Origin of the sequence: Streptomyces sp. NPDC046881, from assembly GCF_040645015.1 — a bacterium.
Classification (GTDB): domain Bacteria; phylum Actinomycetota; class Actinomycetes; order Streptomycetales; family Streptomycetaceae; genus Streptomyces.
Genome location: NZ_JBEYXJ010000112.1, coordinates 1 through 20,473 on the forward strand (window position 1 = coordinate 1; position 20,473 = coordinate 20,473).

Annotated in this window: 16 protein-coding genes; 8 read left to right on the forward strand and 8 right to left on the reverse strand. The window is 73.8% G+C overall.

The annotated features are described in order from the left end of the window. Nucleotides 1-148: 148 nt before the first annotated feature. From ABZ923_RS34320 to ABZ923_RS34330, 3 genes are all read left to right on the forward strand, one after another. Nucleotides 149-1,612, forward strand: a complete 1,464-nt coding sequence (locus tag ABZ923_RS34320; RefSeq protein ID WP_361479903.1) for a catalase — start codon at nt 149-151, stop codon at nt 1,610-1,612. A gap of 409 nt (nt 1,613-2,021) precedes the next feature. Next, a complete protein-coding gene (locus ABZ923_RS34325) occupies nt 2,022-2,246 on the forward strand; it encodes a hypothetical protein (RefSeq protein WP_030338570.1) in 225 nt (74 codons plus the stop codon). Between the two features lie 159 nt (nt 2,247-2,405). Then, complete coding sequence (locus ABZ923_RS34330; RefSeq protein WP_361479906.1) at nt 2,406-3,101, forward strand: TIGR04222 domain-containing membrane protein; 696 nt, start codon at nt 2,406-2,408, stop codon at nt 3,099-3,101. 225 nt (nt 3,102-3,326) lie between these two features. Here ABZ923_RS34330 and gcl read toward each other — a convergent pair whose 3' ends face one another. Beyond that, nucleotides 3,327-5,114, reverse strand: coding sequence for a glyoxylate carboligase (gcl, locus tag ABZ923_RS34335; RefSeq protein WP_361479909.1), 1,788 nt, complete (start codon nt 5,112-5,114; stop codon nt 3,327-3,329). A 245-nt stretch (nt 5,115-5,359) separates the two neighbouring features. On the opposite strand from gcl, the gene ABZ923_RS34340 reads away from it, so the two are divergent. Continuing rightward, entirely contained in the window at nt 5,360-6,139 is a 780-nt protein-coding gene (locus tag ABZ923_RS34340) for a hypothetical protein (RefSeq protein ID WP_361479912.1), read from the forward strand. A gap of 104 nt (nt 6,140-6,243) precedes the next feature. On the opposite strand, the gene ABZ923_RS34345 is transcribed toward ABZ923_RS34340, so the two are convergent. Both ABZ923_RS34345 and ABZ923_RS34350 read right to left on the reverse strand, forming a co-directional pair. After that, entirely contained in the window at nt 6,244-7,836 is a 1,593-nt protein-coding gene (locus ABZ923_RS34345) for an AMP-binding protein (RefSeq protein WP_361479915.1), read from the reverse strand. Continuing rightward, nucleotides 7,833-9,506, reverse strand: a complete 1,674-nt coding sequence (locus tag ABZ923_RS34350) for an AMP-binding protein (protein ID WP_361479917.1) — start codon at nt 9,504-9,506, stop codon at nt 7,833-7,835. The genes ABZ923_RS34345 and ABZ923_RS34350 overlap by 4 nt, the downstream gene beginning before the upstream one ends. Before the next feature lie 156 nt (nt 9,507-9,662). Between ABZ923_RS34350 and ABZ923_RS34355 the strand changes: the two genes are divergently transcribed. From ABZ923_RS34355 to ABZ923_RS34365, 3 genes are all read left to right on the forward strand, one after another. Beyond that, nucleotides 9,663-10,493 (forward strand): helix-turn-helix transcriptional regulator, encoded by an 831-nt coding sequence (locus ABZ923_RS34355; RefSeq protein ID WP_361479920.1) that lies wholly within the window; start codon nt 9,663-9,665, stop codon nt 10,491-10,493. A 153-nt stretch (nt 10,494-10,646) separates the two neighbouring features. Continuing rightward, nucleotides 10,647-13,484, forward strand: coding sequence for an AAA family ATPase (locus tag ABZ923_RS34360; RefSeq protein ID WP_361479922.1), 2,838 nt, complete (start codon nt 10,647-10,649; stop codon nt 13,482-13,484). 201 nt (nt 13,485-13,685) lie between these two features. After that, nucleotides 13,686-14,477 carry a serine protease gene (locus ABZ923_RS34365; RefSeq protein ID WP_361479925.1) on the forward strand — a complete coding sequence of 264 codons (792 nt, stop codon included), beginning with the start codon at nt 13,686-13,688 and terminating at the stop codon, nt 14,475-14,477. Nucleotides 14,478-14,572: 95 nt separating this feature from the next. Here the strand turns inward: ABZ923_RS34365 and ABZ923_RS34370 are convergent, their stop codons facing one another. Together ABZ923_RS34370 and ABZ923_RS34375 are read right to left on the reverse strand one after the other, a co-directional pair. Continuing rightward, entirely contained in the window at nt 14,573-15,265 is a 693-nt protein-coding gene (locus ABZ923_RS34370; RefSeq protein WP_361479927.1) for a DUF5701 family protein, read from the reverse strand. Between the two features lie 97 nt (nt 15,266-15,362). Continuing rightward, nucleotides 15,363-15,491: a hypothetical protein gene (locus ABZ923_RS34375; protein WP_361479930.1), complete on the reverse strand. Its 129-nt coding sequence runs from the start codon at nt 15,489-15,491 to the stop codon at nt 15,363-15,365. A gap of 111 nt (nt 15,492-15,602) precedes the next feature. On the opposite strand from ABZ923_RS34375, the gene ABZ923_RS34380 reads away from it, so the two are divergent. Then, the gene (locus tag ABZ923_RS34380; protein ID WP_361479933.1) at nt 15,603-16,445 is read left to right on the forward strand and encodes a patatin-like phospholipase family protein; all 843 of its coding nucleotides are present in this window, start codon (nt 15,603-15,605) and stop codon (nt 16,443-16,445) included. A gap of 13 nt (nt 16,446-16,458) precedes the next feature. On the opposite strand, the gene ABZ923_RS34385 is transcribed toward ABZ923_RS34380, so the two are convergent. The 3 genes from ABZ923_RS34385 to ABZ923_RS34395 are packed head-to-tail and all read right to left on the reverse strand — an operon-like array spanning nt 16,459 to nt 20,455. Beyond that, complete coding sequence (locus ABZ923_RS34385; RefSeq protein WP_361479936.1) at nt 16,459-17,742, reverse strand: ABC transporter substrate-binding protein; 1,284 nt, start codon at nt 17,740-17,742, stop codon at nt 16,459-16,461. Beyond that, entirely contained in the window at nt 17,739-18,899 is a 1,161-nt protein-coding gene (locus tag ABZ923_RS34390; protein ID WP_361479939.1) for a hypothetical protein, read from the reverse strand. Before ABZ923_RS34390 ends, ABZ923_RS34385 begins: the two co-directional genes overlap by 4 nt. Beyond that, nucleotides 18,896-20,455, reverse strand: coding sequence for a VWA domain-containing protein (locus ABZ923_RS34395; protein WP_361479942.1), 1,560 nt, complete (start codon nt 20,453-20,455; stop codon nt 18,896-18,898). The genes ABZ923_RS34390 and ABZ923_RS34395 overlap by 4 nt, the downstream gene beginning before the upstream one ends. Nucleotides 20,456-20,473 lie beyond the last annotated feature (18 nt).

Here is a 20,473-nt window from a genome sequence, read left to right on the forward strand (position 1 = left end):
GCGGCGCCGCCGACACCTGTCCTGTCGCGCCCAGGCGGCGCCGCGGCCCGGAATCGACTTCAACAAACTGTTGACGCCCAGACCCCCCACTCCTAGGCTCCACGAAGCGGAAACAGGTTTCCGCTGAATCCCGCACGGAAGGTCCACGATGTCGAAGCGCGTGCTCACGACAGAGTCCGGCGCCCCGGTCGCCGACAACCAGAACTCCGCCTCGGCCGGCGCAGGCGGCCCGCTCCTGCTCCAGGACCAGCACCTCCTGGAGAAGCTCGCGCGCTTCAACCGCGAGCGGATCCCGGAGCGCGTGGTGCACGCCCGCGGCTCCGGCGCCTACGGCCACTTCGAGGTGACGGACGACGTCACCGGCTACACCCACGCCGCCTTCCTGAGCGAGATCGGCAAGCGCACCGAGGTGTTCCTGCGCTTCTCGACCGTCGCCGACTCCCTCGGCGGCGCCGACGCGGTCCGCGACCCGCGCGGTTTCGCCGTGAAGTTCTACACCGAGGAGGGCAACTACGACCTCGTCGGCAACAACACCCCGGTGTTCTTCATCAAGGACCCGATCAAGTTCCCCGACTTCATCCACTCCCAGAAGCGGGACCCGTTCACCGGCCGCCAGGAGCCGGACAACGTCTGGGACTTCTGGGCGCACTCCCCCGAGGCCACGCACCAGGTGACCTGGCTGATGGGCGACCGCGGCATCCCGGCGTCGTACCGGCACATGAACGGCTACGGCTCGCACACCTACCAGTGGACGAACGCGGACGGCGAGGCCTTCTTCGTCAAGTACCACTTCAAGACCAACCAGGGCATCCGCTGCCTGTCCACCGAGCAGGCGCAGGAGCTGGCGGGCCAGGACCCCAACTCCCACCAGACCGACCTGCTCCAGGCGATCGAGCGGGGCGTGCACCCGTCCTGGACGCTGTACGTCCAGATCATGCCGGCGGCCGAGGCGGCCGACTACCGCTTCAACCCGTTCGACCTGACCAAGGTCTGGCCGCACCGGGACCACCCGCTGCAGCGCGTGGGCCGCCTGGTCCTGGACCGCAACCCGGACAACGTGTTCGCCGAGGTCGAGCAGGCCGCGTTCTCCCCGAACAACTTCGTGCCCGGCATCGGCCCGTCCCCGGACAAGATGCTCCAGGGCCGGCTGTTCGCCTACGCCGACGCCCACCGCTACCGCCTCGGCGTCAACCACACCCAGCTCCCCGTGAACGCCCCGAAGGCGGTCCCGGGCGGCGCCCTGAACTACGGCCGGGACGGCCTGATGGCGCTGAACGCGCAGGGCCGCCACGCCAAGAACTACGAGCCGAACTCGTACGACGGCCCGGTGGAGACCGGCCGCCCGCTGTCGGCGCCGCTGGCCGTGCACGGCCACACGGGCACCCACGAGGCGCCCCTGCACACCAAGGACGACGACTTCTTCCAGGCGGGCGAGCTGTACCGCCTGCTGTCCGAGGAGGAGAAGTCCCGCCTGGTCGCGAACATCGCCGGCGGCCTCTCGCAGGTCTCCCGCGACGACGTGATCGAGAAGAACCTGGCCCACTTCCACGCCGCCGACCCCGAGTACGGCAAGCGCGTGGAGGAGGCGGTCCGCGCCCTGCGCGAGGACTGAGCACCAGGAACGCAAGCAGCGTACGGGATCTGACGGGAGGTCACGATCCCGCACGCGGCCCGCGCAGCACGCCCGGCGGCCCGGATGAGGGGTGGCCGCCGGCCGGAGGGCGCGGGCAGGGCGAGGACCGCGGCGGTGTGCGAGCCAGTGCGGTGGTCAAGGACCGGGCCCCCTTCTCGACCAGAGGGAAGGGCACCCGGCTCCGTCGCCGCCACCGCGGTCCCACCCAGCCCCCTACCGGGGCCCACCCGCCCCGTCCGGCGGCGCGAACGACCTGTCGCGCCCAGCCTCGCGCCGTCGGACGGCAACCAACGCTCCCTGCGCCGGGTCGTCCCGGCGAGGGAGCGTTCGGCGTTCCCGGGCACCGGTCCGGCGTGCAGATCCGTCCCCCGCGCCGCACGCTGAAGGCATGACTCACTACCCGCACATCGTGGTTCACCCCCCGGCGCTGGACGGTTCCCGGCGGGTCACCGAGGGGGACGTGATGCTGGGGATCGCCTCGCATCTGGACGATGTCGTGGAGATCCTGCGGCTGGCCGACCTGGACCGGATCGAGGTGGAGGAGAGCGATCTGATCGAATGGCAGGGCGGCGGTCCGGACGACTGGCCCGGGCTGTCGGAGCACGAACTGTGACGGGGGCGCGTACGGCAGCGGTCGTAGGCCGGGTGCGCAACCCTCAAATCAACCTCTGAAGACCGCGGTGGAGGCTTCAACCTCCCTGCGGTCAGGGCAGATTAGGGGCATGCGGGGCCCGCCGGCACGGGGGCGGCGGGTCCCGTCCGGGGGTGTCTCATGGGTCGTACGCCATCGATCGCGCCGGCCGCGCCGGACCCGTACGCGGTCGCGCTGCTGCGCGGGGGCGACCGCGCCGCCGTCGTGGTCGCCGTGCTGGGACTGCACCTGCGCGGCGCGGTCGAGGCGGGCCGGCCGGGCACGCTGCGCAGGACCGGGACGGGCCGGGCCGGGCCCGTGCGGCATCCGCTGGAGAAGGCGGTCCGCACCGGCCTCTACCGGCCCGCGGGGCCGCGTGAGCTGCCCGCCCGGGCGGTGGTGCGGCGGGCCCTGGCCCGGATGCGGGCCGAACTCGCGGCGGACGGACTGCTGCGGGTGCTGCCGCCCCGCCGCACCCGCGCCACCCGCCGGCTGCTGGCCGAGCTGCGCGAACGCCGCCCGCTGCCCGACGGGCCCGACGGTCTGCCGGAGGAGGAGGCGCTGCTCGCCGCCGCGCTGTACGGCGAGCGGGCCCTGACCGTGCTCGTGCCGCACTTCGCCCGCGAGGCCGGGCTCACCGGCCGGGGCGCGCTCGCCGACGAGGGCCGCTACCCGTTCGGCCGGGGCACCAGCCTGCGCCACCTGATCAGCGGCGGGGACCCCTACGGCGACGCGGACCACGGCCACGACGGCTGGGACGGCGGCGGGCACGGCGGGCACGACCACGGGCACGGCGGGTACGACTTCGGGGGCGGGGGCGGCGGCGGGTTCGACTGAGGACCCACCGCCCGGCGGAACGGCACGGCGAGCACGACTACGGGGGCGGTGACGGGTCGGCTGAGGACCCACGGTGCAGCAGCACGGCACGGCGGGCACGGCGTGCCGAACCCGCCGCCGCCCCGAAGCAGCAAAGGCCCCCGCGGGCCCGGCGGTACGGGGCGGCACGGCGAAGGGGCGGCCCGTCTCCCCTGGACGGGCCGCCCCTCGTGTGTGCCGGACGCGTCAGACCTTCAGCGGCCTGATCGAGGTCGGCGCGTGGCCGGGCTCGGTGGCCAGTTCCTCGAACTCGCTGATGTCGCTGATGTCCATGGTGCGGCTCATGGAGATGTTGGTGATCCGCTCCAGGATCGCCTCGACCACGACCGGCACCCGGTACTCGGCGGCCAGCTTCTTGGCCTCCTCGAAGGCGGCGCCCAGCTGGTCCGGCTCGGTGACCCGGATGGCCTTGCAGCCCAGGCCCTCCGCGACCTTGACGTGGTCCACGCCGTAGACGCCCAGCTCGGGCGCGTTGACGTTCTCGAACTCCAGGTTCACCTGGAAGTTGATGTCCAGGCCGATCTGCGCCTGGCGGATCAGGCCCAGGTAGGCGTTGTTCACCAGGACGTGGACGTACGGGATCCGGTGCTGGGCGGCGACGGCCAGCTCCTCGATGAGGAACTGGAAGTCGTAGTCGCCGGAGAGCGCGACGACCGGGGAGTCCGGGTCGGCCTTGGCGACGCCGATCGCGGCCGGGATGGTCCAGCCGAGCGGGCCGGCCTGGCCGCAGTTGATCCAGTGGCGCGGCTTGTAGACGTGCAGCATCTGCGCGCCGGCGATCTGCGAGAGGCCGATCGTGGTGACGTACCGGGTGTCCGGTCCGAAGGCCCGGTTCATCTCCTGGTACACGCGCTGCGGCTTCATCGGCACGTCGTCGAAGTGCGTACGGCGCAGCAGGGCGGCCTTGCGCTCCTGGGTGGAGGCGACCCAGTCGCCGCGGTCGGGCAGCCTGCCCTCGGCCTTCAGCTCCTTCGCCACCTCGATGAACAGCTCCAGCGCGGCCCTGGCGTCGGAGACGACCCCGTAGTCCGGCGGGAAGATCTTGCCGATCTGCGTGGGCTCGATGTCGACGTGGACGAACGTGCGCTCGCCGCGGTAGACGTCCAGCTTGTAGCCGGTGTGGCGGTTGGCCCAGCGGTTGCCGATGCCGAGGACGAAGTCGGACGCCAGGAAGTTGGCGTTGCCGTACCGGTGCGAGGTCTGCACGCCGACCATGCCGGCGTTCAGCTCGTGGTCGTCGGGCAGCGCGCCCCAGCCCATCAGGGTCGGGACGACCGGGGTCCGGGTCAGCTCGGCGAACTCCACGAGCAGGTCCGCGGCGTCGGCTCCGATGATGCCGCCGCCGGCCACGATGACCGGGCGCTCCGACTCCAGAAGAAAGGTGAGGGCCTTCTCGATCTGGGCCCGGGTCGCGGTGGGCTTGTAGACCGGCAGCGGCTCGTACGTCTCCGGGTCGAACTCGATCTCGGTGAGCTGGACGTCGATCGGCAGGTCGATCAGGACCGGGCCGGGACGGCCGGAGCGCATCAGGTGGAAGGCCTGCTGGAAGACGCCGGGGACCTGCGCGGCCTCCAGCACGGTGACCGCCATCTTCGTGACCGGCTTGGCGATCGAGGCGATGTCGACGGCCTGGAAGTCCTCCTTGTGGATCACGTGGGTGGGCGCCTGGCCCGTGATGCACAGGATCGGGATGGAGTCGCCGATGGCGGAGTACAAACCGGTGATCATGTCGGTGCCGGCCGGTCCGGAGGTGCCGATGCAGACACCGATGTTCCCCGGCCTGGTCCGGGTGTAGCCCTCGGCCATGTGGGAGGCGCCCTCCACGTGGCGGGCGAGGGTGTGGCCGATGCCGCCGCCCTCCTTGAGGGCCTTGTAGAACGGGTTGATCGCCGCGCCCGGCACACCGAAGGCGTCGGTGACGCCCTCGCGCTTGAGGATCTCAACTGCCGCGCGGGCAGCGGTCATACGAGCCATCGAGTACTCCTGCTTCGGCTGTCGGATGCGTACTCCCGTCGCGCCCCGCGGTAAGCACGGTCTCCAGAGGATCGATTCCCGCGTAATTCCGTAATGCGGAAATCTACTTCTACTATCTGGAAGCAATGTAGGTGGGTGGCGCAAGGTCGTCAAGAGCGGTCCGGACACCGGAAAGCGCCGGACAGGAGCGGGCGCCGAGGAGCACCATGGGAGCGCCGTCCCGACGCGACGCCTTGGAGTGGGCCATGCCCGAGAGTGTTCCGGTGCGCTGTCCGGTCTGCCGGCGCGCGCACCTCTACACGGCGCCGGTGTATCCCTGTGCGTGCGGGGCGCCGACCGCGCCGCGGCTGGATCCGGCGGCCGAGCCGGCCGTGGCGGCGCACCGGGCCTGGGACGACGAGTGGCTCACCGTGCCGTGCGCGGCCTGCGGGCGCCCGGGCCACTGGCCCCGGCCGGAACTGGGCTGCCCGTGCGGCACGGTGCTGCGCGTGGCGGTGGCCGGGTTGCCGCCCGAGGGTACGGCGGCACCGGGACCGGCCCCGGCACACCCCCTGCGCCCGCAGGCCGCCGCCGTCCGGGAGCCCGGCGGCCACGCACCGCCCGGACCCCGCGCCCCCTTCCAGCCCCGCACCATCCGCACCGCCCGCGACGCCGTCACCACCGCCGCGCTCTATCTGCGCTGGCTCGGCTACCGGGACATCCGCCGCGCCGACCAGCGGCCCCCGAACGGCATCGGGCTCGCCGCCCGCGGACTGCTCGCCCAGGTGGACCCGACGGTGCGGCCGGCCGGCCCGCGGGACGTGGAGTGCCTGTGGCTGACCGCGATGACCGAGTCCGCGCGGTGCGTGTACTTCTCCCTCGCCGGCTACACCGACGCCGCCCGGACCGGCGCGGACGGGCTCGCGATCCCGCTGTTCGTGCTCGATCTGGCGGGCGTCCCGCAGCCGGTCAACGACCCGGCCGGCGCCCTGCACACCGCGGGCGCGCCACGCCCGGGACCGCCGGCACGGGACGGCCGGAGCTGACCCTGCCCGCCCCTCCCGACGGCCCCGGACCTGGTGCGCCACCGACTGCGCGCTCGGCCCGGGACCGCCGTGGAGCATTCAGCGGATGCTCGTTCCGAGCCGTTTCACACCCCGTAGGTCTCCCGCAGTTCCACCTTGCGGACCTTTCCGGAGACGGTCATCGGGAAGGAGTCGAGAATCCGGAGCCGGCTGGGGATCTTGTAGTGGGCGAGCCGGCCCGCGCAGAAGTCCCGCAGGTCCTCCAGCGTGAGCGGATCGGCGGGGTCGCTCGGGATGACACAGGCGAGCACCTCCTCGCCGTACCGCTCGTGCGGCACCCCGACGACCTGGACATCGCGGATCTTCGGGTGGGCGTAGAGGAACTCCTCGATCTCGCGCGGGTAGATGTTCTCGCCGCCCCGGATGATCATGTCCTTGATCCGGCCGACGATCTCGACGTACCCGTCCTCGCGCATCACCGCGAGGTCCCCGGTGTGCATCCAGCGGCCCGCGTCGATCGCCTCGGCGGTCTTCCCGGGCTCGTTCCAGTAGCCGAGCATCACGCTGTAGCCGCGGGTGCACAGCTCGCCCGCCGTGCCCCGCGGCCGTGTCACCCCGGTGGCCGGGTCGACGACCTTGACCTCCAGGTGCGGCAGGACCCGGCCCACGGTGGCGGTGCGGTGCTCCAGGTCGTCCTCGAGCCGCGTCTGCAACGACACCGGGGAGGTCTCCGTCATGCCGTAGCAGATGGAGACCTGCTCCATGTGCATCTCGGCGACCACCCGCTTCATCACCTCCACCGGGCACGGGGAGCCCGCCATGATGCCGGTGCGCAGGGAGGAGAGGTCGTAGGAGGCGAAGTCCGGGAGGTTCAGCTCCGCGATGAACATGGTCGGGACGCCGTACAGGGAGGTGCACCGCTCCCGCTGCACCGCCTCCAGGGTGGCCGCCGGGTCGAAGGAGGGGGCCGGGATGACCATGCAGGCGCCGTGCGAGGTGGCCGCGAGGTTGCCCATGACCATGCCGAAGCAGTGGTAGAACGGCACCGGGATGCAGATCCGGTCCTGCTCGCTGTACGCGATCGACTCCCCCACGAAGTAACCGTTGTTGAGGATGTTGTGGTGGGAGAGGGTGGCACCCTTCGGGAAGCCGGTCGTGCCCGAGGTGTACTGGATGTTGATGGGGTCGTCGCAGGACAGTTCCGCGTACGGGACGCCCGGGGCCGCCCGCCCGAGCAGCGCCTCCCAGCTCGGGTCGCCGAAGTACACGATCTCGCGCAACGCCGGGCAGCGGCCCCGCACCTCCTCGGCCATCGCCCGGTAGTCGCTCGTCTTGTGCGCCAGCGAGGCGAACAGCAGGCGGACACCGGACTGGCCGAGGACGTACTCGACCTCGTGGGTGCGGTACGCCGGGTTGATGTTCACCATGATCGCGCCGATGCGGGCGGTGGCGTACTGGACCAGCACCCACTCCGGGCAGTTGACCGCCCAGATGCCCACCCGGTCGCCCTTGGCGATCCCGCTCGCCACCAGCGCCTGCGCCAACTCCTCGACGGCGGCGCCGAATTCGGCGTACGTCCAGCGCCGCCCGGACGGCACGTCGACCAGCGCCTCGCGGTCCGGCCAGGCCGCCACCGCCCGGTCCAGGTTGGCGCCGATGGTGTCGCCGAGCAGGACGGTCGGGCTCGTCCCGTGCGTGTACGACAGCTGAGCGGTCACCGGAAGTCCTCCTCGCGGTACTCGTTCTCCGCGCCGGCCGCCGTGGCCTCGCGCAGCTCGATCCGGCGGATCTTGCCGGACACCGTCTTGGGCAGCGCGCCGAACTCCAGCCGGCGGATGCGCTTGTAGGGGGCGAGCACCCGGCGGGAGTGCTCGAAGAGGGCCTTCGCGGTGCCGGGTCCGGGCTGCCACCCCTCGGCGAGGACGACGTACGCCTTGGGCACGGCGAGCCGCAGCTCGTCCGGGGCGGGCACCACGGCCGCCTCGGCCACCGCCTCGTGCTCCAGCAGCGCGCTCTCCAGCTCGAACGGGCTGATCTTGTAGTCCGAGGCCTTGAACACATCGTCGCTGCGCCCGATGTAGGTGAGGTATCCCTCCTCGTCCCGGGAGGCGATGTCCCCGGTGCGGTAGTAACCGCCCGCCATGGCCTCGGCCGTGCGGTCGGGGTCGCCGTGGTAGCCGGTCATCACGCCGACCGGGCGCTCGGCGAGGTCGATCGCGATCTCGCCCTCGGTGGCGCCGGGCGCGCCGGAGACCGGGTCGAGGAGTTCGATGCGGTAGCCGGGGCTGGGCCGGCCCATCGAGCCGGTCTTCAGCACCTGGCCGGGGCTGTTGGAGACCTGCACGGCGGTCTCGGTCTGCCCGAAGCCGTCCCGGACCGTCACCCCCCAGGCCCGCCGGACCCGCTCGACGACCTCGGGGTTGAGCGGCTCGCCGGCGGCCACCGCCTCGCGGGGCGGGGCGGCCAGCCGGCCGAGGTCGGCCTGGATGAGCATCCGCCACACGGTCGGCGGCGCGCAGAAGGTGGTCACGCCGGCCCGGTCCATCTCGGCCATCAGCCGGGCCGCGTCGAAGCGGGTGTAGTTGAAGATGAAGACGGTCGCCTCCGCGTTCCACGGCGCGAACAGGTTGGACCAGGCGTGCTTGGCCCAGCCGGGCGAGGAGATGTTCAGGTGCACGTCGCCCGGCCGGAGCCCGATCCAGTACATCGTGGCCAGGTGCCCGACCGGGTACGAGGTGTGGGTGTGCTCGACCAGTTTGGGGCGGGCGGTCGTCCCCGAGGTGAAGTACAGCATCAGCGGGTCGTCGGCGAGCGTCGGACCGTCGGGGAGGAACTCGGCGGACTCCGCGTACGCGTCCTCGTACGGCTCCCAGCCCTCCTCCGGCAGGCCGCCGACCGAAATCCGGGTGTAGGCGCCCGGCACGTCGGCGAACTTCGCCGTGTCCTCGGCGCGCACGATCACGTGCTTCACCCGGCCCCGCTCCACGCGGTCGCGCAGATCGCCCGGGCCGAGCAGCGGGGTGGCCGGGATGACCACCGCGCGCAGCTTCATCGCGGCCAGCGCGGTCTCCCACAGCTCGGCCTGGTTGCCGAGCATGACGAGGACGCGGTCCTCCGCGGCGACCCCGCGCTCGCGCAGCCACCGGGCGACCCGGTTGGACCGCTCGGCCAGCTCGGCGAAGGACAGCCGGGTCTCGGTGCCGTCCTCCTCGACGATGTGCAGGGCGGTGCGGTCGTTGCCGGCGGCGATCACGTCGAACCAGTCCAGCGCCCAGTTGAACTGCTCGGGCCGGGGCCAGCGGAAGCCCTCGTAGGCGGTGGCGTAGTCCTCGCGGTGCTCCAGCAGGAAGTCCCGCGCGTTCCTGAAGGCCTCGGTCGCCGTCGTCATCCGTCCTCCTTGCCTGGGGGGTCGCTCGCCGGTGCGCCCGCCGGCTCACTCCTGTGGTTCCCGGCCATTGCCGGGCGGCTCTCTGGCATCGTCTAATCCGTGATGCAGGTCTCACCACCCCCGAACGGGGGGGTGGGCGGCCGGAAGGGCGGACAGGTGACGGCAGAGGCGGCGGGGGCGGTGGAGATCGGTGGCGCGCTGGCCCGGCTGCGGCGCGCGACGGGACTCCCCGTCGCCTTCGGCGGGCTGGTGGAGTCCGGCCGGCCGCAGATCCGCATCAGCGAGCTGAGCGGCACCACCACGGCCGCGCTGCGCTCGCTGGCGGTGACCTCCGGCAGCGGGCTCGGCGGCAAGGCGGTGGCCCTGGCCCGGCCGTGCGCGGTGACCGACTACTCCAGCTCCCGGCAGATCAGCCACGAGTACGACGTACCGGTGGCCGCCGAGGGCATCCGCGCGGTGCTCGCGGTGCCGGTGGTGGTCCGGCGCCGGGTGCGCGGGGTGCTCTACGGCGCGCTGCGCTCGGCCCGGCCGCTCGGCGACCGCACGCTGGGCGCGGCGGTGGCGGCGGCGCGGGACGTGGAGCAGGCGCTGGTGGTGCGGGACGAGGCCCGGGGACTGCTGGCGGCGGCCCGGCCCGAGCAGGCCGGCGCCGAGCAGGGGGCCGGGTGGGAACAGGTGCGGGAGGCGCACGCGGCGCTGCGGGCGCTGGCTCCCCGGATCGCCGACCCGGACCTGCGGGCCGAACTGCTGGCCGCGTGCGGCCTGCTGACCGCACCGCCACGTGCCGGGGGCGTGACCCTGGCGCCACGGGAGCTGGACGTGCTGTCCTGGGTGGCGGCGGGGGCCACCAACGCGGCGGTGGCCGAGCGGCTGGGCCTGCGCCCGGAGACGGTCAAGGGGTATCTGCGGTCGGCGATGCGGAAGCTGGGCGCACACACACGAGGGGAGGCGGTGACCGCGGCCCGGAGGGCGGGGCTGCTGCCGTAGTCCGAAGGCGGTGAGGAAACCTGCCCATTCATCCGGCGTCGCTTTGAATTTCCCTCTGCTTGACCGTTTGTTATTTCCCTCACCAGGGCTTCCGTCCGAATTTCAAGGATCGTTGCCTAGAATTTGGTCCGGACACGACACACGAGGGGAGCGGTGACCGTGCGACGGGACTTCCAGGAGCCTGCCAGGTGCCGCCCCGACCTGGTCATCGGCCGCGAGGAGCTGTTCGCCGGCGCCCGCGGGCAACTCGCCTCGGGGGGCAGTGTGCTGCTCCACGGCCCCGCCGGAATAGGGAAATCCACCGTCCTGCGGGCATTGGCCGAGGAATACGGCGCCACCGCGCGCACCGTCTTGCGCTGCTCGGCGACCGAGTCCGAATCCCACCTCCCCTTCCTCGCCCTCGCCGACCTCCTCGGCATGGTGCTCGACGAGGTCTCCGCCCGGCTGCCCGCCGCCCAGCGCACCGCCCTGGAATCGGCGCTCACCGGCCGCGGCGAGTCCAGCCTCCAGCGCGACGGCCTCGCCCTGCGCCTGGCCGTGCTCTCCGCGCTGCGCGCCCTCGCCGCCCAGGGCCCGGTCCTCGTCGTCGCCGACGACCTGCAGTGGCTGGACCCGGCCAGCGCCGAACTGCTCGGCTTCGCCGCCCGGCGCCTGGAGGGCACCCCGGTGCAACTGCTGTGCGCGGTCCGCACGGAGGGACAGGAGAGCCAGGAGTACGACCGCCATCTGCGCGCCTGCCCGCCGGGCACCCGCGCGGTCCGGCTCGGCCCGCTGTCCCGCGCCCAGGTCGCCCAGCTGCTCGACCACCGCGGCCACGGCGGCCTGTCCCGCTCCACCGTCCGCGAGATCCACCGCACCAGCGGCGGCAACCCGCTGTTCGCCCTGGAGCTGGGCCGCGCCCTCGCCGACAGCCCCACCCCGCCCCGGCCCGGCGAGCCGCTGCCCGTGCCGACCTCGCTGCGCGCCCTGGTCCTCAGCCGCCTCGACATGCTCTCCGTGGAGGCCCGCCGCACCCTGCTGGTGGCCAGCGCCGGCGCCCGGCCCACCCCGGCGCTGCTGCACGCGGCCGGCCGGGAGAACGCCGAGGCCGAATGCGCCCAGGCCGCCGAACTCGGGCTGCTGGCCACCGAGCCCGACGCACCCGCCGTACGGTTCGCGCACCCGCTGATCTCCGCCGCGCTGTACGCGGAGACCCCCGCGCACGAACGGCGGGCCGCGCACGCGGCGCTGTCCACCGCCGCCTCCGACCCGATAGAACGGGCCCGGCACCTGGCGCTCGCCACCACCGGCACCGACCCGGAGGTGGCCGCCCGGCTCGCCGAGGCCGCCGCGCTCGCCCGGGACCGCGGGGCCCCCTCGGTCGCCGCCCAGCTGGGGCTGCTCGCCGCCCGGCACACCCCCGCCGACGGCACCCCGAGCCAGGAGGAGCGCCGGCTCGCCGCCGCCGAGGACGCGATCACCGCCGGCGAGGTCGACCTGGCCCGGGACATCGCCCGGGAGGTGCTGGCCCGGGCGAGCGTGCCCGCCGACCGGGTGCGGGCCTGGATCATCGTCATCGACACCGCCGGCCACACCATGGCCGAGGTCGACGCCGTCTTCCCGCAGGCCCTCGCCGACGCCGGCGACGACCCCCGGCTGCTGGCCCTGGTCCACTACCAGCTGGCCTGGCGGGCGCTGATCGTGGAGGGCAACTTCACCGAGGCGCGGGAGGCCGCCGCGCACGCCGCCGAACTCGCCGCGCGCGGCCAGGACCGGCGCACCGAGCTGCTCGCCCTCGCCTTCCAGGCGCAGACCGAGACCCTGATGGGCCATCCGGAGGCGCCCCGCACCATCAAGCGCGCCCTGAAGGAACCCCAGGACCCGCGGGTGGCCTGGCATCACAACGGCGCGGGCAGCGCCCGGTTCCGCTGGCTGGTCATGGGCGACCAGCTGGCCGAGGCCCGGGCCACCGTCACCGCGCTGCTGCGCGAGGTCCGCCGGCGCGGCTCGGTGGAGAGCGAGGTGCACTTCCTGCGCGGCCTCGCCGAGACGGAACTGCGGGCCGGGCACTGCGGGCGCGCCCTCGACCTGGCCCGCGACAGCCTGCGGCTCGCCCGCGACTCGGGCATCGGCGAGACCGCCTCGGCGATGCTCACCTCGCTCGCGGAGGCCTCCGGCGGCGATGTCGAGCGCGCGCTGGCACTCGCCCGGGAGGCGGTGGACCACGCCGAGGAGGACGGCGACCAGATGTACCTCTCCCGGGCGCTCGGCGCGCTCGGGTACGCCCAGCTGGTGGCCGGGGACCCGGCGGGCACCGTGCGCTCGCTGCGCCGGGTGCGCAGCCTGGAGCTGGGGCTCGGCATCACCGACCCGGCCCGCGGCCGCTGGCAGGGCGACCTCGCCGAGGCACTCGTCCGGATCGGTGAACCCGCCGAGGCGCAGGCCGTCATCGACGCGAGCCGCGAACACGCGCTGCGGCTCGGCCGGGAGAGCGTCCTCGCCGTACTGGACCGGTCCGAGGCCCTGGTGCGGGCCGCCCGGGGCGAGCTGGAGGCCGCACTCGCCCAGCTGACGTCCGCTCAGGACCGGCTCGGCAAGCTCGGCTACGGCCTGGAGGAGGCGCGGGCCGCGTTCGCGCTGGCCCGGCTGCACGGCGGGCGCACGCCGGAGGGGGCCCGCGCGGCCGCGGCGGCCCTCGACGAGGCGTCCCGGATGTTCCGGCGCTGCCGGGCGCTGCCCTGGCTGCGCCAAGTGGACGAACACCGCACCGCCCCGGAGCCGGAACCGGCGCCGGCCGTGCCGGACGCGCCGGCCGCCCTGGCGGTGCTGGCCGCGATGGAGCGTCAGGTGGCCGCGCTCGTCATGGAGGGCGCCACCAACCGGGAGATCGCGGCCCGGCTGTTCATCAGCGTGAAGACGGTGGAGGCGACCCTGACCCGGGTCTACCGCAAGCTGGGGATCCGATCGCGCGTCGACATCGTCCGATTGGCGGCAGGTCGCCGCGCGCCCTGAGCGGCGCTCTTGTTAACTGAACCGGACCGAGGGTTTTCCCTCACCCCACCCCCTAGGGGGTTCCCTCATTGGGAGCCGAGGGTTCCGGGTCCTAGCGTAAAGGGCGTGCCGCTCGCCCGGGCATACGGGGGTCGGTCCCGCGACCCCCGTGCAACCCCCACCCGCGCGACCCCCCACCGGTGCAACCCACTGAGGAGACTCATGTTCGGGCTCACACGTGCCAGAAAGACCGCCGCGACCGTGGTGGCCACCGCCGCCGCGGCGGCGACCGCGCTGCTCGCCTCCCCCACGGCGAGCGCCGCACCCCAGCCCATCGTCGGCGGTACGACCACCACGACGACCGCGTACCCGTTCATGATGCAGATCACGGACGCGTCCGGGAGCCAGTTCTGCGGCGGCACCCTGGTGGCCGCCAAGAAGGTGGTGACGGCGGCGCACTGCATGGTCGGCGAGACGACCGGCAGCGTGCGTGTGGTCGGCGGCCGGACGTACCTGAACGGCACGAACGGCACGGTGAGCCGGGTGAGCAAGATCTGGATCAACCCGGACTACACGGACGCCACCAACGGCGACGACGTGGCCGTGCTGACCCTGTCGACGTCGATGCCGTACACCCCGGCGTCGTACGTCTCCTCCTCCCAGACGGGCGTGTACGCGGCCGGCACCACGGCCCGCATCCTCGGCTGGGGCACCACCTCGGAGAACGGCAGCTCCTCCAACCAGCTGCGGACCGCGACCGTACCGATCGTGTCCGACTCCAGCTGCCGTACCTCCTACGGTTCGGACTTCGTCCAGTCCGACATGGTCTGCGCCGGATACACATCCGGTGGCGTCGACACCTGCCAGGGCGACAGCGGCGGTCCCCTGCTCATCGGGGGCGCCCTGGCAGGGATCACTTCCTGGGGCGAGGGGTGCGCGGAGGCCGGTTACCCGGGTGTCTACACCCGGCTGACCACCTTCTCGGACCTGGTGACCGCGCAGGTCAACTCGTGACCCGGAAGACTTCCCGAGCACCCCTCGGGTAACTGCCGGGGGGCGTTGCGGGCCACCACGAGCGGCCCGCAACGCCCCCTATCCAATGCCCCGCCTCACACCGCCCTGCGGTCCGCGGCGGAGCCGAAGCCCAGCCAGGTGTGCCGGTTGCCGGCCCAGCACCAGCCCACCTTGGGGGCGTTGCGGCGCTCGCGGCCGTCCCGACCCGTGCCGTTGCTGATCCAGAGCGCCGGGGTACGGGCGTCCAGGGCGCCGCCGGCCTTGCGCAGCCGGGAACCGATGGTCATGAAGCAGTGGTTCCGCTCCAGCACGGCGGGCTGCTGCAGCACCCAGTGGATGCCCTCGGCGAGCAGCAGCGGGGTACGGGCCTTTGCGGTGAGGGCGGGCAGCGCCTCGTCCGGGCTCCAGTTGGCCATCCGGTCGCCGCGGTCGAGTCCGGTCAGGACGTAGAGCGGGGCGTCGGGCAGCGCGAGCGTGTCCAGCGGGGCGAAGAGGTCGACGTCGGTCATGTCACCGACGACGAAGCCGGGCCTGCCGTCGCGGCGGAGCAGCGGCGCGAGGGCGGAGGCCGGGGCGCGGTCGGGGTGCACGGCGAGCAGCACATCGCCGCCGGCGCCCGCGGCGGCCTCGGCGCGTGCGGCGAAGGCACGCACGTCGGCGGCGGGCAGCCCGGCGGTCTCGTGCACCCCCAGCTCGATCAGGCGTTCGGCCTGCGCGCGCGGGGCCGGGAGTGCGGGGACGGGGGCGGCGGGGAGAACGGTGGCGGGTGCGGGCGTGGTGTCGGGCACGATGCTCCCAGGGGCGGTGACATGAGCGGACCCAGGGGCAACGACACCGCCCGCCGGAACGTTCCCGTCCGCCTGCGGGCGGCGACACCGGGCGCCCTCAGCGCCGTACGACCTCACCGAACCGGATGCCGTACGCGGCTCCCGGGTGCATGACCGTCAGCATCCGCTCCCCCTCCGCGCTCACCTCCTCCCGCCGTTCCCTGGTCGGTTCGTCGAAGGTCTCCATGACGAAGGTGCGTCCGTCGAGCCTCCACAGACCGGCCAGGCACGCTCGGGAATGCCCGCCGTAGGCCCGGTGTCGTACGGAAGGATCGAGGGAGCCACGGAAGGGGCGGGTATGAGCGAGGCGTTGGTGCTGGGTGGCGGTGGGGTCGGGGGGATCGCCTGGATGACGGGGGTGCTGGCGGGGCTCGCCGATGCGGGGCGGGATGTGACGGGGGCCGGGCTGCTGGTGGGGACCTCGGCGGGGTCGGCCGTGGCGGCTCAGCTCGGGAGTGGGCTGCCGCTGGAGGAGTTGTACGCCCGGCAGGTGGATCCCGCGCAGCAGGCCGCGGAGATCATGGCCGAGATGGATCTGGAGAAGTTCGCCGCGGAGATCGGTGCCGCCACCGAGTCGGCCGCGTCGGTCCCCGCGTTGCGGCGCGCGGTCGGACGGGTGGCGCTCGCGGCGCGGACGGTCCCCGAGGCGGAGCGGCGTGCGGTGATCGAGTCCCGGCTGCCGGCCCACGGGTGGCCGGAGCGGGCGCTGAAGGTGGTCGCGGTGGATGCCGAGAGCGGTGAACCGCGCGTCTTCGACCGGGAGTCGGGTGTCCTTCTGGTGGACGCCGTCGCGGCGAGCTGTGCCGTGCCGGGTGTGTGGCCGCCGGTGACGATCGGCGGGCGCCGGTACGTGGACGGCGGGGTGCGGTCCGTCGCCAACGTCGACCTCGCCGCCGGTGCGGACCGGGTGCTGGTGCTGGTGCCGCTGGGCGTCACCGAGCCGTTCCCCAGCGAGCAGCCGCTGGAGCGGTCCGTGGCGGAGCTGCGCGAGCGGGGTGCCGAGGTCGTGGTCGTCGCGCCCGACGAGGCGTCGGCCGCGGCGATCGGCGGCAACCCGCTCGACCCGTCCACCCGCCGCCCGGCCGCCGAGGCGGGCCGCACCCAGGGCCGGTCGCTCACGCTCCCCTGGGCGCGGGACTGAACTCGGCTGCCCCTCACGGCGTCCGGTCGCACGCCGACGGCAGCCAGGTCAGGTCGGGGGTGGTACCGAGGGTGTCCAGGGAGCGGAGGAGGTCGTCCAGGTGGCGGGGGTTGGCGAGGAACTCGATGGTGGCCTCGGCGAACGCGTCGCGGACCGCGGGCGGCATCGCGTCGGAGGCGTCGAAGCAGTGCACCTCGTGCCGGTCGCGGAGGGTGAGGGCCAGGGAGCGGCGCCAGTCGGGGCCGGTGCCGCTCGGGGCGGGCCGGACGCCGGTGTGGACGGAGAAGCCGGACTCCTTGTCGCTCCAGGCACGTTGGGCGTCGGCGGAGGCCAGGTAGCGGATGAGCTTCCTGGCCTCCGGGGTGGCGTGCAGCAGGGCGACCAGGTCGCCGGAGACCTCCCACGCGTGGGTGCCGGCGGCGCCGAGGACGAGCTGGGCAGTGGGGGCGTAGCGGCCGTCGGCCCGCTCCCAGGCGGGCCGGCCGCGGATGAACGAGGCCTGGTGCTCCAGGGTGCAGCCCCGCGGGCGTGCGGTCACCGGCTGCGACGCCTCCTCGTACGGCGTCTTCAGGGCCCGCCGCACCAGTTCCGGGTCGCCGCCGGCCCCGACCAGCCGGCCCCAGGTCTTCCACACGTCCTTCATCTGCGCCGACCGCCAGGACAGATCGCCGCGCGCCCACTTCTCGTAGACCTCCGCGCCGTACCGCTGGAGCAGGATGTCCTCGATCCAGTCGGTGCCGGGCCAGCCGCTGGTGGCGCCGGACCCCATGCCGACGCACCACGCGGCCGGCCGGTGCACGGCCCGTCCGCGTTCCTGTGCACCGACGTCGGCCGGGTACCAGACGATGCTCTTCAGGTCGGCCTTGAGGGGGAACCAGTACACGTGTCCGTCGGCGAGCGGCATGGCCCAGGACGGGCCGAAGTCCTTGGGGTCCACGAGCTGTTCGAGCGGCACGAGGTGCTTCTGCCGGGCGTACTCGGCGAGTTCGCCGGGGCCGGTGAGCACCACCACGTCGGGCGGTGTCCCGGCCTCGACGTCGGCGCCGAGCACCTGGCTCTCGGCGTTGCTGCCCTGGTAGTCGACGTGGATGTGGTACTTCCGCTCGAAGGGCTCGATGACCGCCTGACGGAAGTGCTTCTCGTCCTCGCCGGTCCAGTTGGCCAGCAGGGTGACGGTCGGCTCGTTCCCGAGGGCGCGTACGCCCACCACGACGGCCGCCGCCAGAAGGGCCAGGCAGCTCGCCAGCACCGTGACCCTGCGGACCAGGCGGCGCGAAGGCCGGGGCCGGGCGTTCACCGGGGCCTGAACCGGTAGTCGTCGATGTGCCGCCGCAGGCCCGTCTCGGCCAGTGCCATGAGCAGGACGCCTCCTATGAGGATCCACACCGCCGCCGCCGCGCGGAAGCCGGTGTGTGCCAGGTACGAGGCGGTGTCCCGCCCCGCGTCGGGGATGAGCCGCCCGGGCAGCGGGCGGTCGAGCAGGTGCCGGGTGTCCGTCATGCCCTGCCGGGTCCATACGGTGAACAGCACGGCCACCGCGAAGAGCGCGGTCAGCAGGACCAGCGCGGCCAGGAGTTGGCGGTTGTAGCGGCGCCGGAAGCGGTGCCGGAGGAAGAGCTGGGTCTCCAGCAGCGCGGCGCCGAGGGCGAGGGTCAGCAGCAGGGTGACGCTCCAGGCGAGCCAGAGCAGCGGGCCGAACGAGGTCTGCCGGTGCACGGCGGCCCGCTGCTGCCGTTGCAGGGCTTCCAGGCGGTCCTGTATCCCGGAGCCCTTCTCCGTCAGGATGCTGGTGGCGTAGCTGAGGTAGGCCTCCCGCAGCACGCTGCCGTCGGGCTGGAGCTGGGACTGCTGAACCTTGACGGCGTAGACGGTGATCAGCCCGGCGATGGTCTGCAGGGCCTGGCGGCCGGCCGGTCCGCCGAGGTCGTCGTCCGCGGCGGCGGCCGACAGGCTCTGTGCGGCGACCGAGATCTGCTTCTGGAAGTCACTGGTCGGGGCCGGCGCGCCGGCGTCCTTCCGGGCCTGGCCGAGCGCGTACAGCGCGGTGTCGAGGGACAGCACGGACGGGGCGCTGGAGGTGCGCAGCGGGTTCGCGTCGCCGTGCACGCCCTGGTACGACACGAAGAGGGACAGTGTGAGCAGTGCCGACAGGGTCAGCAGCAGGCGGCGGCGGACGGCGAGGTCGTGGGCGGTCGTGCTGCCGCCCTCCGGGGGGCGCGGCCCGGTACCGGGCAGCCGGGCGAGCAGGCGGGCGAGCAGGCGGGGTGCCCGGCCGGGGGTGCGGCGGTCGGTCGGGCGCGGGTGCGGGTGCGGCAGCGGGGAGGGCGGGGCTGCCGGGGTGTGCGTAGGGGTGCCGGTTCCGGTGCCGGGGGGTGCGCCCGCGCCGCGGGCCGGGCCGGGGGCCGTAGCTCCTCCCGTGCCCGCGCCCGGTGTCGTACCTCCGCCGGTGCTCATGCGGGCGACCCCCTCAGCAGCCGTCCGCAGTCGCCCCCGCAGTAGACGGAGTCGGCCGGGCCGAGCCAGCGGCAGTCCGGGCACTCGACGAGCCCGTCGGGACGGACCGGGACGCCGGGCTCGGCGGAACCGGGCGGGGCACCGCCGCCGGTGTGCGGCCCGCTCGGACGGGGCCGGGCCGGCGGGACGGGCGTCGGCGGTTCCGGTGGGGTCGTCAGGGCGCTGGACAGGATCAGGTGCTGCCAGTCGACGTCCTTCAGGCCGTCGCGCACCCGGCCGGTGCCGGGCGCGGTCTCGATCAGCCGGAGCGCGCCGAGCAGCTGGGCGTCGCCCAGTTCGCCGGCCAGGGCGAGGGCGCGGGCGAGTTCGCGGTCCGCGGTGTCGCGGCCGTCCGTGCCGCGCAGCCAGGCCCGGTAGGCGTGGGCGACGGCGGCGCCGGCCTGCTGGTACAGCTCGTGCCGGCGGACGCCGGGATGCCGGCGGGAGGCATCGAGCGGGTTGTCGGTCCAGCGCACCAGGACGGGCTGCGGTGCGGGCAGCCGTACCGGCCGGCCGAAGTCGGGTACGACGATCTCGACGGCGGCCAGCTGGAGGTCCTCGCCGGTCTCGCGGCCGGTCGGGTCGGCGGTGAGGACGACCTGGAAGTGCCGTACCTCCTCGCCCCAGGCGCGGGTGACGTACTCGGCGCCGCGTCCGCCGGGGCCGGCCGGGACGGGGGGCAGTTCCTGCTCGTTCGGCACGACCTGTTTGACCTGGCGGATCACCGTGCCCGGGGTGGGGGTGAGCCGGATGCGCAGTTCCGGTACCGCCGTGCCGAGCAGTCCGGCGACCAACTCCTCGTAGGCAGAGGTGAGTTCGGATTCGGCACGGACGGCGCGGGCGCGGCCGTGCAGCCGCCGGGTGATGCGCAGCAGCAGTTCGGCGTCCCAGTCGTCGCCGATGCCCCAGGCGTCGCAGACGAACCGGCCCTCGCAGGCGTCGAGGGCGGTGTCCAGGGCCATGGCGGCCCGGTGGTCGTGTTCGTTGCGCCCGTCGGTGAGCAGCAGAACGTGTTTGACCGGGGCGGGCTGGTCCTTGAGGAGCCGGCGGGCGAGGTCGAGCCAGGTGCCGATGGCGGTGCCGCCGTCCGCGTCCAGGATCCGTACGGCCCGTTCGGCGGCCTCGCGTTCGGCGGCCCCGGCGACGGCGAGTACGGCGCTGCCTGGCCCGGGGTGGACCAGGGTGGCGTCGAACCGGCCGGAGAGTACGGCGAACGCGGTGCCGTCGGGCAGCATCCGGACCGCCGCGACGGTGGCGTCCTTGGCGGCGTGCAGTTTGGCGGCGGGGTGGAGCATGGAGCGGGAGGTGTCGACGATCAGCACCTCGGCGAGGGCGGGCCCGGTGCCGGGCACGGGCGCGCCGGTGCGTCCCGGGCCGCCCCGGCCGCCCCTGACCCCGATCTCCAGGATGGCGTGCATCTCCCGGTCCGGGTGCCGCCCGGCCGGGTCCGGCGCGACCGGCAGTTCCTTCTGCTGGCCGACCGCGAGGGTCACCTCGGTCTCCTCGGCCACGGTCATCGCTGCCTCTTCCCAAGT

Excerpts from the sequence above, each read along its gene's own strand:
- ABZ923_RS34320 (WP_361479903.1), top strand. The coding sequence starts at position 149 with ATGTCGAAGCGCGTGCTCACGACAGAGTCCGGCGCCCCGGTCGCCGAC.
- ABZ923_RS34325 (WP_030338570.1), top strand. The coding sequence starts at position 2,022 with ATGACTCACTACCCGCACATCGTGGTTCACCCCCCGGCGCTGGACGGT.
- ABZ923_RS34330 (WP_361479906.1), top strand. The coding sequence starts at position 2,406 with ATGGGTCGTACGCCATCGATCGCGCCGGCCGCGCCGGACCCGTACGCG.
- gcl (WP_361479909.1), bottom strand. The coding sequence starts at position 5,114 with ATGGCTCGTATGACCGCTGCCCGCGCGGCAGTTGAGATCCTCAAGCGC.
- ABZ923_RS34340 (WP_361479912.1), top strand. The coding sequence starts at position 5,360 with ATGCCCGAGAGTGTTCCGGTGCGCTGTCCGGTCTGCCGGCGCGCGCAC.
- ABZ923_RS34350 (WP_361479917.1), bottom strand. The coding sequence starts at position 9,506 with ATGACGACGGCGACCGAGGCCTTCAGGAACGCGCGGGACTTCCTGCTG.
- ABZ923_RS34365 (WP_361479925.1), top strand. The coding sequence starts at position 13,686 with ATGTTCGGGCTCACACGTGCCAGAAAGACCGCCGCGACCGTGGTGGCC.
- ABZ923_RS34375 (WP_361479930.1), bottom strand. The coding sequence starts at position 15,491 with ATGGAGACCTTCGACGAACCGACCAGGGAACGGCGGGAGGAGGTGAGC.
- ABZ923_RS34380 (WP_361479933.1), top strand. The coding sequence starts at position 15,603 with ATGAGCGAGGCGTTGGTGCTGGGTGGCGGTGGGGTCGGGGGGATCGCC.
- ABZ923_RS34390 (WP_361479939.1), bottom strand. The coding sequence starts at position 18,899 with ATGAGCACCGGCGGAGGTACGACACCGGGCGCGGGCACGGGAGGAGCT.
- ABZ923_RS34395 (WP_361479942.1), bottom strand. The coding sequence starts at position 20,455 with ATGACCGTGGCCGAGGAGACCGAGGTGACCCTCGCGGTCGGCCAGCAG.